Annotated in this window: 11 protein-coding genes; 4 read left to right on the forward strand and 7 right to left on the reverse strand. The window is 63.1% G+C overall.

Annotation, left to right across the window (positions count from 1 at the left end):
• Window positions 1–11 precede the first annotated feature (11 nt).
• Window positions 12–443 (forward strand): Rv3235 family protein, encoded by a 432-nt coding sequence (locus AC50X5_RS02545; protein ID WP_494974579.1) that lies wholly within the window; start codon window positions 12–14, stop codon window positions 441–443.
• A gap of 3 nt (window positions 444–446) precedes the next feature.
• Here the strand turns inward: AC50X5_RS02545 and secA are convergent, their stop codons facing one another.
• From secA to mtrA, 7 genes are all read right to left on the reverse strand, one after another.
• On the reverse strand, window positions 447–3,185 hold the full coding sequence (secA, locus tag AC50X5_RS02550; protein ID WP_494974580.1) for a preprotein translocase subunit SecA: 2,739 nt from the start codon (window positions 3,183–3,185) through the stop codon (window positions 447–449).
• A gap of 46 nt (window positions 3,186–3,231) precedes the next feature.
• Window positions 3,232–4,506, reverse strand: coding sequence for a winged helix-turn-helix domain-containing protein (locus tag AC50X5_RS02555; RefSeq protein WP_494974581.1), 1,275 nt, complete (start codon window positions 4,504–4,506; stop codon window positions 3,232–3,234).
• 33 nt (window positions 4,507–4,539) lie between these two features.
• A complete protein-coding gene (gene hpf / locus AC50X5_RS02560; RefSeq protein WP_494974582.1) occupies window positions 4,540–5,268 on the reverse strand; it encodes a ribosome hibernation-promoting factor, HPF/YfiA family in 729 nt (242 codons plus the stop codon).
• A 200-nt stretch (window positions 5,269–5,468) separates the two neighbouring features.
• Window positions 5,469–6,104 carry a ComF family protein gene (locus AC50X5_RS02565; protein WP_494974583.1) on the reverse strand — a complete coding sequence of 212 codons (636 nt, stop codon included), beginning with the start codon at window positions 6,102–6,104 and terminating at the stop codon, window positions 5,469–5,471.
• A gap of 321 nt (window positions 6,105–6,425) precedes the next feature.
• Window positions 6,426–8,162, reverse strand: a complete 1,737-nt coding sequence (locus tag AC50X5_RS02570) for an LpqB family beta-propeller domain-containing protein (protein WP_494974584.1) — start codon at window positions 8,160–8,162, stop codon at window positions 6,426–6,428.
• Window positions 8,159–10,003 carry an MtrAB system histidine kinase MtrB gene (gene mtrB, locus AC50X5_RS02575; RefSeq protein ID WP_494975211.1) on the reverse strand — a complete coding sequence of 615 codons (1,845 nt, stop codon included), beginning with the start codon at window positions 10,001–10,003 and terminating at the stop codon, window positions 8,159–8,161. The genes AC50X5_RS02570 and mtrB overlap by 4 nt, the downstream gene beginning before the upstream one ends.
• Before the next feature lie 52 nt (window positions 10,004–10,055).
• Window positions 10,056–10,730: an MtrAB system response regulator MtrA gene (gene mtrA, locus AC50X5_RS02580; protein WP_463934425.1), complete on the reverse strand. Its 675-nt coding sequence runs from the start codon at window positions 10,728–10,730 to the stop codon at window positions 10,056–10,058.
• A 513-nt stretch (window positions 10,731–11,243) separates the two neighbouring features.
• On the opposite strand from mtrA, the gene AC50X5_RS02585 reads away from it, so the two are divergent.
• Genes AC50X5_RS02585 through AC50X5_RS02595 form a run of 3 tightly spaced genes read left to right on the forward strand, consistent with a single transcriptional unit; the run spans window position 11,244 to window position 14,186 of the window.
• Window positions 11,244–12,272 (forward strand): DUF7847 domain-containing protein, encoded by a 1,029-nt coding sequence (locus AC50X5_RS02585; RefSeq protein ID WP_494974585.1) that lies wholly within the window; start codon window positions 11,244–11,246, stop codon window positions 12,270–12,272.
• Complete coding sequence (locus tag AC50X5_RS02590) at window positions 12,262–12,921, forward strand: DUF4129 domain-containing protein (protein ID WP_494974586.1); 660 nt, start codon at window positions 12,262–12,264, stop codon at window positions 12,919–12,921. The genes AC50X5_RS02585 and AC50X5_RS02590 overlap by 11 nt, the downstream gene beginning before the upstream one ends.
• Window positions 12,918–14,186 carry a DUF4350 domain-containing protein gene (locus AC50X5_RS02595; RefSeq protein WP_494974587.1) on the forward strand — a complete coding sequence of 423 codons (1,269 nt, stop codon included), beginning with the start codon at window positions 12,918–12,920 and terminating at the stop codon, window positions 14,184–14,186. The genes AC50X5_RS02590 and AC50X5_RS02595 overlap by 4 nt, the downstream gene beginning before the upstream one ends.
• The last annotated feature ends 36 nt before the right edge of the window (window positions 14,187–14,222 follow it).

The raw sequence follows: 14,222 nt of genomic DNA on the forward strand, positions 1-14,222 counted from the left end.
AGGGGAATCCGATGAACACCGTCACACCATTCCGGCCAGCATCAGCCGTACCAACCCAAGGCCACAGTGCTTCACAGCTTCGGGCCGTCGACGACCCCTCCGTGGTCCGGGCCATTGTGCATGGCACAGTCCAGGCAGCGATTGAGGTCCTGGCAGGTACCCGCCCCCTCCACCAACTTGCCCGGCGGCTGGACCATAAGTGCTTGGCAGCCCTCCAGCACCGCGTGGCGCTGATCAAGCGTGAAGCCGCACGGACTGCTTCGCCGGGAATCACCCGCCTGCACCGCAATTCTGCCGTCAGATCGGTACGGATCTGCGGTGTGGCTGACGGCATCTACGAAGGCAGCGCGGTCGTAGTAGACGAACTGCGGGTCAGGGCAGTCGCTGTAAGGCTGGAGCGCAGCCGCCAGGTGTGGCGGGTTACCGAACTTGTGATCGGCTAGGCGCTACCTGCGCTTCTTTTTGGCCGGACGCTTGGCGGCATCCTGCGCAGCAGCTTTGGCCGGGTTCCCCGACCGGCCTGTCCCCTTGCTTTCGACCCGGACCTCCGTACCGCCGCCCTCGGCAGGAGCCGTGTACTGAAGCTGTGCGGGACGTTCCGGTGCAGCCAGGCCGGCGGCCTTGATCTGGGGCTCCACGTGCTCCGTGTGGCTTCCTGCTGCATCTGCTACAACAACATCCTGTGCCGGCGTGACTTCCACCTCGAGGTTGAACAGGAATCCAACGCTCTCCTCACGGATGGCTTCCATCATGCTCTGGAACATCACGTAGCCTTCGCGCTGGTACTCCACCAGGGGATCGCGCTGGGCCATGGCCCGGAGGCCGATGCCTTCCTTCAGGTAATCCATTTCATAGAGATGTTCCTGCCACTTGCGGCCAATAACGGACAGCACTACGCGCCGCTCCAGCTCCCGCATTGCGGCCGCACCAATAGCTTCCTCGCGGGCCTGGTACACGAGCTTGGCATCGGAGAGTAGCTCTTCCCGGAGGAACTGCACCGTCAGCTTCGACTTGCCGCCGGCTTCGTCGATAATTTCTTCAGGGGTGACGCTGACCGGGTAGAGAGTCTTCAGGTTGGTCCAGAGCTGCTCGAAATCCCAGTCGTCGCCATTGCCTTCAGCCGTTGCGGCGTCGATCAGTGCGTTGACGGTGTCCTCAAGGAAGAACTGGACCTTCTCGTGAAGGTCGTCACCCTCAAGGATGCGGCGGCGGTCGCCGTAGATGGCTTCACGCTGGCGGTTAAGGACGTCGTCGTACTTCAGAACATTTTTGCGCTGCTCAGCGTTCCGTCCTTCCACCTGGCCCTGGGCCGAGGCGATGGCCTTGGATACAAGCTTGGATTCCAGCGGAACATCGTCCGGCACAGAGCTGTTCATCAGGCGTTCGGCTGCACCGGAGTTGAACAGGCGCATCAAGTCATCAGTCAGGGACAGGTAGAAACGTGATTCCCCGGGGTCGCCCTGGCGCCCGGACCGGCCGCGGAGCTGGTTGTCGATGCGGCGTGACTCGTGACGCTCGGTACCCAACACGTACAGGCCGCCCACATCCAGCACTTCCTCGTGCTCGTCCTTGACCGCTTGCTGGGCTGCCGTAAGAGCAGCGGGCCAGGCGGCCTCGTACTCTTCCGAGTTCTCTTCGGGGTCCAGCCCCTGCCGGGCCAATTCCGCAATGGCTGTGAACTCCGCGTTGCCGCCGAGCATGATGTCAGTACCACGGCCGGCCATATTGGTGGCGACGGTGACGGCGCCCTTGCGCCCTGCCTGGGCCACGATGGCGGCCTCACGCGCGTGGTTTTTGGCATTCAGGACCTCATGCCGGATGCCTTCCTTGGCCAGCAGCCTGGAAAGGTACTCGCTCTTCTCGACGCTGGTGGTACCCACCAGCACCGGCTGGCCCTTCTCATGGCGCTCAGCGATGTCCTTGACTACTGCCTCAAACTTGACGGCCTCGTTCTTGAATACGAGGTCAGCCTGGTCAATCCGCTGCATATCCCGGTTGGTGGGGATGGCAACGACACCCAGCTTGTACGTGCTCATGAATTCCGCGGCTTCGGTCTCCGCCGTGCCGGTCATGCCGGAGAGCTTGCCGTACATGCGGAAGTAGTTCTGCAGCGTCACCGTGGCCAGTGTCTGGTTCTCGGCCTTGATCTGGACACCTTCTTTGGCCTCGATGGCCTGGTGCATGCCTTCGTTGTAACGGCGACCGGCCAGAATGCGGCCGGTATGCTCATCCACGATCAGCACCTCGCCGTCGAGGATGACGTAGTCCTTGTCCCGCTTAAAGAGTTCCTTGGCCTTGATGGCGTTGTTGAGGAAGCCGATCAACGGTGTGTTGGCGGATTCGTAAAGGTTCTGAATGCCGAGGTAGTCCTCAACCTTTTCAATGCCTGCCTCGAGGACGCCGACAGTGCGCTTTTTCTCATCCACCTCGTAGTCTTCATCGGCCTTGAGACGGGTGACTACCTTGGCAAACTCGCTGTACCAGCGGTTTGTGTCACCCTGGGCGGGGCCGGAAATGATCAGCGGCGTGCGGGCCTCGTCGATGAGGATGGAGTCAACCTCATCCACGATCGCGAAGTTGTGGCCGCGCTGGACGAGTTCTGTCTTATCCCATGCCATGTTGTCGCGCAGATAATCGAAACCGAACTCGTTATTCGTGCCGTATGTGATGTCTGCGTTGTACTGCTCACGGCGGTGGGCGGGATCCTGGTTGGACAGAATGCAACCGCTGGTCAGGCCGAGGAACCGGTACACCCGGCCCATGAGGTCCGACTGGTATTCCGCCAGGTAGTCGTTGACGGTAATGACGTGGACGCCTTTGCCGGACAGAGCATTCAGGTAAGCGGGTGCCGTGGCAACAAGGGTTTTACCTTCACCGGTCTTCATTTCGGCGATGTTGCCCAGGTGCAGCGCTGCACCACCCATCAGCTGCACGTCGAAGTGACGCAAGCCGAGGGTCCGCGATGATGCCTCCCGAACGGCGGCAAATGCTTCGGGCAGAAGGTCGTCAAGTGTCTCGCCATCCTGGTGGCGGGCCCTCAGGCGGCCTGTTTCTTCCTTGAGTTCGGCATCAGTGAAGGTCTTGAACGAATCTTCAAGGGCATTGATGGAATCAGCATAATTCCGCAGTTGGCGCAAGGTCTTCTTATCGCCTGTGCGGAGAAGTTTTTCGATAAGTGATGCCACGTGAAGTGCTCCCAGTCTGCTGCTGCCGAATTCTGGCGTTTTTAGTCTACGGGAGAGACTGCGAGGCGCCGACGCTGTTCCCTGAGAGCATACGGACAGAACCGGCATCAAGTGCGACAGCAAGGGCCGGCGACAAGTCGCCGGCCGGTTCGACTACCACGGCGTCGAGTGCCAGCCACCCGGCGAGCAGTTGGAGTTCGGCAGCAAGCTCGACGGCGGTATCCGCCGGCGCGTCAGGCTCGGCATAGGCTGCGCGGACCAACAACCGGCTCCCTGTGCGATCTGCCTTCAGGTCCACCCTGGCAACAATGGCGTCCCGGAGCAGGAACGGCAGGACATAGTACCCGAACTGCCTTTTTTCCTGGGGAGTGTAGATCTCGATCCGGTAATGGAATCCGAAGAGTTCCTCCAGGCGCCGGCGCTCGAAAACCAATGAGTCAAAAGGGCTCAGCAGAGCCCGTCCGGTAGCCTTCCGCGGTAACCGGGACCCAACGTGCCGGAAAAGTTTCCGGTTCCAGCCAGCCACTGTGACCGGTTCAAGCCTGCCTTGCTCGACCAGGTGCCGGACAGCGGTGTCCGCTGCCTTGGCAGGTGTCCGGAAGTAGTCGGCAAAGCATCGGATGGTCCCTATTCCATGGGCCTGGGCTGCCGCGTCGATGAGCCTGGCCATTGCCGCAGCAGTATCCTTCCCATCCATCCTTTCGGCCGCGCTCCCGGCCGTGCCGGGAAGGACGCGGGAGGTCAGGGTGTACCGGCGTTCGAACTGCGCGGTCCGGGATGCTGCGGAAACGGTGCCCTCTTCGAACAGATGCTCAAGAACCCGCTTCACCGCGTTCCAGTTCCAGCCCCAATTGTCCCGTTTGCGTTCCTCCAGGTGCCCGATTGCTGACGTCAACTGCGCAGCAGTCAATGGTGGCCCGGACGCCAGCAGGGCCACGATCCGGGCTTCGATGCCGGAGCGGACCTCCGGGTCCATCCCGGCAGCACCTACCCATTTCCGACGCTGCCAAAGCAAGAGGTCATGAAAGTGCTCGGGGCGAATGAAACATGCCTCGTGAGCCCAATACTCCATCATCCGTCGAGGGTGTCTTCCTGCCATCCTCTCCAGGATCCCACGGTCGTAATTGCCAAGCCTGGAGAAGAAGGGCAGGTAATGACTGCGGGCGAGAACGTTGACAGAATCGATCTGGACAAGTTGGAGCCGGGCAAAGGTGCGGCCCACCGCCCGGGGACTAACCGGGCCGGTGGGCCGTTCCTTATCCAGTCCTTGTGCTGCCAGTGCGATCCGCCGCGCCTGCAACAGGCTCAGCGATGCTCCCACGTGGCTCCTTCCTGGTGTTCAGCAGGTCAAGTGCTAGGCGTTTGCCGCTTCGTCATCAGAACGGTAGGCAAGGACCTTTTCCTCCACGGCAGTTTCCCCCGGTTCGCACTCATGGTCAAGGGCGATCACGCCATACGTCCAGCCCCTCCGACGGTAAACCACCGAGGGCGTGTTGGTGTCCTTGTCCACGAACAGGTAGAAGTCGTGCCCAACAAGTTCCATATTGTCTACGGCGTCATCGAGAGTCATTAGCGCCGCCGGGAAGACCTTCCTGCGGATCAGGACGGGTGAGTCGCCAGCCGGGATATCGTTGTCGACATCGTAGGGGGTCTTTTCTGCAGGGGCCTCAGGCAGTTGGCCGTTGCGGTGGCTGGCCTCGACGTAGATGGGCTCACTGGAGCTGGCCGGTTCGAGTGTGGCGGTGGCCTCACGCACCGCCTTTGGCGTGTGCCGGCCGTGATGAACTTTCTTCCTGTCTTTCGCCCTGCGCAGGCGCTCCAGGAGCTTGTTGTATGCAAGGTCGAACGCAGCAAACTTGTCCGGTGCACTTGCTTCGGCGCGAATCACGGGTCCCCTGCCCAGTACGGTGACTTCCACCGTGAGCTGGTCCCCCGCCTGGCGCCCGTTGGTTTCCTTGGAAACCTTTGCGTCCACGCGCTGGACCTTGTCCCCAAGCGATTCAATCTTCGAAATCTTCTCGCCAGCATACTCGCGGAAGCGATCCGAGACCGCGAGATTGCGTCCGCTGATCAGAAACTCCATGGTGCCCTCCAAATGCCTTCGGTGACACGACAACGGCACTTCCAGGGGCCGGTCTGGTGACAGTCAAGCCCCTTTCGAGCCGCCATCGACAGGTACATCTTCTCCTGTACCCACATTCGACGTTAGTTCATGTGCACCGGTTATTCACGCTTTCGTGGTTTATTTTTTTCTAAGTCATCCCCTTCCGTTCTTCCGGATATTTAGGCGCTGTTCAAGCGTTGAAGGTCCTCGGCTCCACTCTTCGGCGGCCGGGCAGAAGCCAACACCACGGCACCATGGACAAGTCCGCCGGCCGCGTTTAAAGCCCGTGCGGCTTCGCCAAGGGTTGCCCCTGTGGTGAGCACGTCATCCACCAGCACGATATGCCGCCCGGCTATGGCAGAACGACGGAGCGGCCTGGCGCTCATTGAGTCCCTCACCCGGCTGGCCCGATCTCCCCTGCCCAGCCCTTTCTGTCCGCTTGATATGAAGGCCCTGCCTTTTCTCCGCACGCGCAGCAAGTCCTGGACGGTGATGAGGGGCCCCAGACGGCCTCGGAGTCCGGACAGCAAGAGATGGACAGGACTGAATCCGCGCCTGCGATAGGCCGCCGGGCTACTGGGCACCGGGACCAGGCAGACCGGTATCCCTGGCGGGATGGCTGCCACTATCGCACGGCCCAACGCGCTGCCGAGCTCTCCGCAAAGCTGGCGTTGCCCCAGCCTCTTAAACGCCAGGATTGACCGGGCCAGTTCATCGCGGTACACCCCGGCCGCCGAGACCGGAAGGAGGACGGCGCCGTCGAACCCCACGAGCGCCGCAGCATTTCCCTCCGCCCGGAAGGGCAGCCAGGTCAACTTTCTGATCCGCTGCCTGCACCGGCTGCACAAGGCTTCATCCTCCGCCCCGCACACTACGCATTCCACCGGCAGTGCCAGCGCGGCCAGCTCAATCCATGCTGATGCTGCAGCGTCAAGGATCCTGAACGACAGTTCCCGAACCTCGCCCCGGTGTTGAGCGCGACTTGCGGGCCGGGGTGAAAGGTCGGGATCAGCCTTGGAGCCCGGATAGGAGTGAATGTCCACCTATGCATCCTCCGCCGCAAACGGCAGCCCCACAACACCGGTGGTTCCCATGTGGACAAACCCGCTGCCACGGTGGGGGCCTGCCGGGAATGCCTAGCCCGGGAAGGACGGGTGCATGGGCCCGCTCAGCTGGAGCGACCAGCCGTTTCCAAGCCGCTGGAAGATGCCTTCCGCAGACTGGACGTAAATCTGGTCAGTACCATTGCCTGCGCTGAGCGAGAGCAGCCCCGGCCACGGCGCCAGCGGCTGTTGTTCGGCGAGAGTGAGTGAAAGCAGTTCCGGGGTGACGTTGGCCGACGGCGCCGGCTTCATGACGGCAACGGTGGTGTCATCAACCCAGACCCCCTGGTCTGCGGCTGATGCGGCATCCAAAGTGACGGGTATGGTCAGCTCCCGGGGAGTTCCGTCGGCTGCCCTGATGATGCCCGCAACCTCCACTTTTGTCTGTCCATTCTGTTCCGAAATCACCAGTGCCCTAACGCCTTCGCGGGAGATCCGGACTTCCTTGACCGTTCGGCCGGACAACCAGTCAGGAGTCAGGGAGACAGAAGGGAGCTCGGTCCCTTCGGCTGTCCCGGTAGGTTTGTAGGCCACAATCTCCGCAGCGCCAGTTGCATTGGGTCCGGCTGCCCAGACCCAGTCACTGGTGTCAAAGGAAGGCCGGCTCAACGTGCTGCGGGTGGTAACGGCACGGGCGGGCTGGCCGGGCACCACCGTGTAGAGAGTGCTCCGGCTTTCATTCAAAAACGCCACGGATTGGGAAACCGGAGACTCTGCCGGGAAAGCGGGCTTGAACTCGGCGACGGACCTCATCTCCGGTACCGGGGTTACCTGGTTGCTTTCCAGGCGCACCAGTTCATTACCGGCCACAGCGATCTGCCGCATAGGGACCTGCTTGTCCACGACGGGCGGCAGCACCGAACCGTCGTCTTCCACCCGCACCAGATCCTGGTCTGCGCGCAACTCCACGCTGACCACATCAGGCTGGTCACGGAAGGTCAGCGCCAGTTGAGTCTGCATCCGGAGCCGGTCCTGCGTAGAGGATTCCGTGAGTTCCCTGGCACTGAGATCCACTTGCGCAGCCCCGGAAACAACGGGCACGGATTCCCTGGCCAATTTCATTCCTGCCGGAAACGCGCTGACGGCGGCGCCTTGCAGATACGGTGCCGGCCCCGCCAACAACGCGCTGGTCATTGCCTTGACTGTCTTATTTCTGATGAACCAGCGGACATCCGGTACGGCGTACGTGTACGTGGGGTCATAGAAATAGATGGGGAAAGCGCCGTAGATGCTCTTGAACGTTGACTCGGATATGGCCGTCCCATCCGGCACGTCGGCTATCCGCCATTGGCCATCCACCTCCGTGACGGTTACCGGAATGTTCTCCTTGGTGCCTTCGGGCGCAAAAGTGGTGATTCCGTAGGAGTCCACAGAGTAGGCGACGTCCAACACATAGTTGAATACGTTCTCGACATCGGTGCGCACCACCTGGGCACCTCGATACACGAGCGCCCGGGAATCGGGCTTCCAATTCACTGATTTCGCCTGGGTCAGGTATTCGCGGGCCACGGCGTAGTCGTCCACGAAGCCGCTGCCTGCTGTATAGAAGCCCTCAATAATGGATTCCGGGGCGGCGCCAGGCTGTGGCGCATCAGGAAAGAATGCCGGTGCGTTGGCGTTACCAACGCTTTCGTCCGTGCTCTTGCCGACAGGGCCGGACGTTGGGATTCGAGCGCAGCCAGCCACCATCAGCACCATCAGGAACACCAGGAGCGCCGCCCTCAACGGCGCTGCCACTGCAGGGTTACTCCGCGGATAAGCCTTGCTCATGACTGGTCCTTCACACTGCCGGGTGCCGTCGCCGGCTCCGATTCCCGTGCCGCCGCGGGCTCCCCGGCGGCTTGTACGTCATGCTCCGGGCGTGGTTGCAGACGTCGTTGCAGGCTGGTGGCCCCTTCGCCATCACGGCTCACGTAGACATCCACCATAGATCCAAGGCTATCTCCGGGCGGCAGGGCGGCGTCGTCGGCGTCCAACTGCAGCGGCGAACGCTCGATGGCACCGCCGCGTTTCAGCGGGATGGTGAGCCTGAAATTGGCGCCCGCGCCCTTCTTTCCCCAGGCCTGAAGCCAGCCGTTGTGCAGCTTGGTGTCCTCCATGGCGATGGAAAGGCCCAGACCGCTGCCTCCGGTAGTCCGCGCCCGGGCGGGATCAGCCCGCCAGAACCGGTCAAAAACGCGCGCCGCCTCGGCAGGCTCCATCCCGATCCCCTTGTCCCGAACAGTTATGGCAACGGCAGTTTCATTGGCCGCCACCGAGATCGTGACGGGCCGCCCTTCGCCGTGCTCCACCGCGTTGAGCACCAGGTTGCGCAGGATCCGTTCGATCCGCCTGTCGTCTGCCTCAGCGATAATCTCATCGGCTGTCGAGTGCACGACGATGGGGGAACCATATTCCTGTGCAACGGGGGCTGCGTCGTCAACCACGTTGCCTATCACTTGCAGGATGTCCACCGGCTCAGCGTCGAGCGTGGCGACGCCGGCATCGAACCGGGAGATTTCCAGAAGATCGGCGAGCAGCGACTGGAACCGCTCCACCTGGTAGTACAGAAGTTCCGCAGAGCGCTTGTTGATGGGGTCAAAATCATCGCGGGCGTCATAGAGGACTTCGGCGGCCATCCGCACGGTGGTCAGCGGCGTCCGCAACTCGTGCGACACATCGGAGACGAACCGCTGCTGCATCTGGGAGAGCGTTGCCAGCTGGGTGATCTGCTCCTGCAGGCTGGCGGCCATGTGGTTGAAGGACGCGCCAAGCCTGGCGACCTCGTCTTCCCCCCTGACAACCATGCGTTCCTGCAGCTGGCCGGCAGCCAGTTTCTCGGAAACGAGGGCGGCGTGGCTGACCGGACTCACAACGTTCCGGGTTACGTACCAGGCGATTCCGCCGATGATCAACACCAGCACCGCAAAGCCAGTCCACAAAACTCTCTGGATCTCGTCCAGGGTCTCCTGGGCGGTATTGACGTCGTAGATCAGGTAAAGCTCGTAGACAGTGCCGTTGAAGGTGACCTTGTTGCCTACAGCAATGGCTGGCCTGTCCTCGGTGCCCACCGGTATTTCCGTGGGCGCCCAGTACTGGTCCGGGCCGGACTGCTGTACTGCCTCGCGGAGCTCCGGCGGAATAACGCTGATGGTGAGCTGATCGGAGGCCCGGGATTCAACCCAGCGGTTGCGTGGTCTGGTTTGATTCGGCATCGCCTCGAAGACGTAACGGCGCTGGATTACCGAGCCCCTGCCCTCGACGGCGCTCAGGGTGTCGTAGACCAGGGTGATAACACTGGATTGGTCGCTGACCTGGGCACCGCTGAAGGTGTCCTGCACCTGCTTGACGTTGTAGCGCGTCTCCGATTCGGCCTGCGTTAGCCGTTCCTGGAAGAGGTTGTGGGCTATCTGGTTGGAAAGGTACGCCCCGACAACTGCGAACGACGCAACCGAAAGAAGCAACGTGGTGAGCACCGTGCGGAACTGCAGGGACCTGCGCCACCTGCGCCGCAAAGTACGGGCCAGGAACCGCAGTCCCGGGAAAATACGGGCGACGGCGATCCGCAGCAACCGCAGTACGCGGGCAACCACGATCAGTGCACGCCGGCGCCAAAGCCGGGCGCGATCAATGCGGGAAAGTGCCGGGGGCGTTTCCGGAACGCTTTCCTCGGAGCGGGAGGGCTCAGGAACCTGCTTTATAGCCGACACCACGGACCGTCAAAACGACTTCGGGAGCTTCGGGATCGCGCTCGATCTTGGAGCGCAACCGCTGGACATGGACATTGACCAGCCGGGTATCAGCCGCATGGCGGTAGCCCCATACCTGCTCCAGCAACAGTTCCCTGGTGAATACCTGCCACGGCTTGCGGGCGAGCGCCACGAGCAGGTCGAATTCAAGGGGCGTCAGCGAGATACGTTCATTGCCCCGCGTGACAAGGTGGCCCGCGACATCGATGGTGACGTCAGCGATCCGCAGCGTCTCCGGCGCCTTCTGGTCCCCCGGGCGCAGGCGGGCACGAACGCGCGCCACCAATTCGGCGGGTTTGAACGGCTTCGGCACATAGTCATCAGCGCCGGATTCAAGGCCCCGTACGACGTCGGAGGTATCTGACTTGGCCGTCAGCATGACGATGGGAACGTCGGACTCCGACCGGATCTGGCGGCATACTTCGATGCCGTCGGCTCCCGGCAGCATCAGGTCCAGGAGCACGAGATCGGGCTTGGAGGCACGGAAAACTTCCAACGCCTGGGCGCCGTCAGCGCAAAACACCGGCTCAAAGCCGTCATTGCGCAGGACAATGCCGATCATTTCCGCCAGCGCCTCGTCATCGTCCACTACCAGGATGCGTGCCTTCATAGTTATATATTCCCTTATTGGGGTGCCTTTGTCCCATCAGCGCCTTGCGCGGCATGGCGCCGGGCTAGGAACGCCGCTCCCGGGACTATAGGCTGGGAGCGGCTCTGCCGGGCCCCCTGCCTGCACCAACTGCCTTGACAAGCTCGGGAATGCCATGGCAGATGCCCCATGACCCGGCGGCATCATCTGCCCGCCGGCAGGCATATCTTGTGGGGAGGAAATGTGTCAGAGCAGGACGGAAGTGGCCAGGGCCAATCAGGCCAACAGCGGCCGCAGGGCCCGCAAGGACAACAGGGCCCTCCGGGTCCACAAGGCCAACCACAGTGGGGACCGCAGCAGCCACCTTATGGACAACCCCAATGGGGCCCTCCCGGTGGCCAACAACAGTACGGCCAACAACAATACGGCCAACCGCCGAACGGTCAACCACACTGGGGTCCTTCGCCCTACGGCTACAGCCCGACGCCCGGCTACCGGCAGCATCTCTATGTCGCTCCGCCCAAGCCCGGCACCGTGCCACTGCGGCCTCTGCTCTTCGGCGAGGTAATCGACGGCTCTTTCCAGACCATCAGGCGCAATCCGAAAGCAATGCTCGGCGCGGCATTCCTGGCGCAGGCCCTGATGGCGATTGTGGTCGCGGTGTTTACCGCGCTGTTCGCCACGTCCGCGTTCTCGATCGAAGACCAGTTGGGCCGGGTTGACGAATCGGCCGTGGCCGGCCTGGTGCTGGGGCTTGCCGGCGGCAGCGTAGTGATGGTGCTGCTGAGCATCTTCATCGGCGCGGTCCTTCAGGGTGCCATGGTGGTTCCGGTGGCCCGGTCCGTCCTCAATAGACGCACCACTTTCGGGCAGATGTGGAACCTGTCCCGCTCGCACGCCTGGGCTTTGGTGCGGCTCGCCGCCGTGTACCTGGCCGCGGTGGTGATCGGGATAGGCCTGATGCTGCTCCTGAGCTACCTCGTGATCGAGGCCATGGACCGCCCGGGCTTCCTCCTGCTCCTGCCGCTGTGGCTGGGGGCTTTTATCCTGGCTGCGTGGGTTGGCGTCAAAGTCATGGTTGCGCCGGCGGCGATCGTGGTGGAACAGATTGGCGCGTTCGCAGGCATCCGGCGTTCGTGGGCGCTGACCACCGCTCACTGGTGGCGGCTCTTGGGCATCACTTTGGTGGTGGCCATTATGGTTTCCGTGATTACCCAGATTGTCACCCTCCCCGTGGGGATGCTGTCCGGACTCGTTGCCGGTGTGGCCATGCCGCACAGTGACCCCTCACAGCTGACAATCGGCGCGATCGTCACCGCTGTGCTGCTGGCACTCGTCACGGCAGCGGTGGGCGCCGTGGCCTATGCCTACCAGACCGCGGTGATGGCCCTGCTCTACCTGGATTTGCGGATGCGCCGGGAAGGACTTGACATTGTCCTTCACCGCCAACTGGAAACCGGAGCGGACCCGGACGGCGTTCCCGGCCGCCCGGCGTCTTCGGGCGAGGGCCCCGGATCGGGCCCGGAACACGGTGGACCCGGGACGGCCAGGTATGGCTTCTGAACCTCCGGTACTGCCGGACGGCGAGGAAGGCCGCCGCTGGGCGGCTGAGGAGCTCGCCAGGCCCGGCTACCAGAGGCCCGCTCCTGCCTGGCTGGAGGACAGCTGGCAGTGGGTCCTGGACTGGCTGGGCCAGCTCGACGGACCGTCAGGACCCCCCACTTCAGTGGCCGGTCCGCTGATTGCAGGTGCCGTCGTCGTGAGTATTGTTGTTGCGATCGTCCTGGTGAGGCCCAGGCTGAATGCCCGGCGGAAGGTACAGAAGGAAATGTACGACGCCGGCACGTCAGTCACCGCCGAGGCGTACCGGGCGCGTGCGCACGCCGCAGCCGCGGCGGGAGACCTGCGTGCCGCCGTCGTTGACCGCTACCGGGCACTGGTGAGGGCTGCCGAAGAGGATGAAATAATTGCCGCCCACGCAGGGCGCACCGCCGATGAAGCGGCAACCCGGTTAGGCCAGGTTTATCCGGCCCATGCACTCCGGCTGGGCATGGCGGCGGGGATTTTCGACGCCGTACTTTATGGGCATTCCGCCGCAGACCGGGATGATTACGCTGCAATGACCGCATTGGACGAAGCCCTGCAGACGGAACCCCGGAACCCTGGCAACACAGAGTTTTCCGTGCTGCAGGAGATACAGGTGCCGCGATGAGTCACTCCGCTGTGGCCGGCGCTGATCCTGCAACCGGCCATGCAGACACTACTGCTGACACTGCCGATGGACCCGTTCCCGGCCAGGATGGGCAACCACGACGTATCACCCGCCTCACGGCCTGGGCACGAAAGCACCGTGCATTGGCAGTGGCGATCGTCGTCCTGCTGCTGGCCGCGGGAATTACGGTGGCCAACACCCTGGCGGCCCCGAAGGATGGCCGGGCGCTGTCCGCCGACAATCCAGGGCCCGCCGGAGCCCAGGCGGTGGCCCGGATCCTTGGGAACCACGGCGTCACCGTGCGTCCCGTGGACGACTTTCCTTCCGCCGTCGGCGCCCTTGGCGCCAATCCGGATGCCACCTTGCTGTTGTACGACCATGGCTCCTACCTGGACCGGGACCAGTTGCAACAGCTCAGCGACCTGGCCGGCCGGACAGTTGCCGTGACGCCGGCGTTTACAACCCTCCAGGGCCTGGACTCCGGACTGCACCAGGCAGGAGTGGTTCCGGACGGAACCAGCGTCCTGGAGCCCGGCTGCAACGATCGTGATGCGATGGCCGCCGGCCCGATCCTGGCGCCCTCCGCCTATTTCTACAGTGGCGGGGCCGCCTGCTATGCCGCCGGCAACGGCGGTACCGGCACCAACACAGGCGGCGCGCCAGGCGTGGTGGCCCACAGCAGTACCGGAAGCGTCACCGTCCTCGGCAGCGAACAGCTGATGAGCAACAGGGAACTGGCCCAGGGAGGCAATGCCGCGCTGGCCATCCGGATCCTGGGCACAACAGACACCGTGGTCTGGTACCTGCCGGGAATCAGCGATTTCGACTCCCCCGATTCACCGCAGTCCCTCAATGAGCTGGCCCCTGCCTGGACCGGCTTCCTCGGCCCTTGGTTGATCCTGGTCGCCGCCCTGGCCATGGTGTGGCGCGGTCGGCGGTTGGGGCCGCTGGTCTTCGAGCCGCTTCCGGTGACCGTCAAAGCTGGCGAAACCGCCTACGGCCGTGCCCGCCTTTATCACGATGCCCGTGCCGTGGACCTGGCCCGGGACAACCTGAGGGCTGGAGCACTGGTGCGCCTGGGCAGGCACTTCAGGTTGGGCCCCGACGCTTCGGCACATGATGTGGCGCGACGGACGGCCGCCTTCCTGGACCGGCCCGAAACCGCTGTTCTGGAGTTACTGGACGAAATGCCGGCCGACGAAGCGCGGCTGGTTCAATGGGCACAGGAATTGAACAAACTCGAGCAAGAGGTGGCAGAACATTGACCGAAGAGCTGATCCGGGCGCACGGCGTCCCTACCC

It is taken from the genome of Pseudarthrobacter sp. MDT1-40-2 (assembly GCF_059383595.1).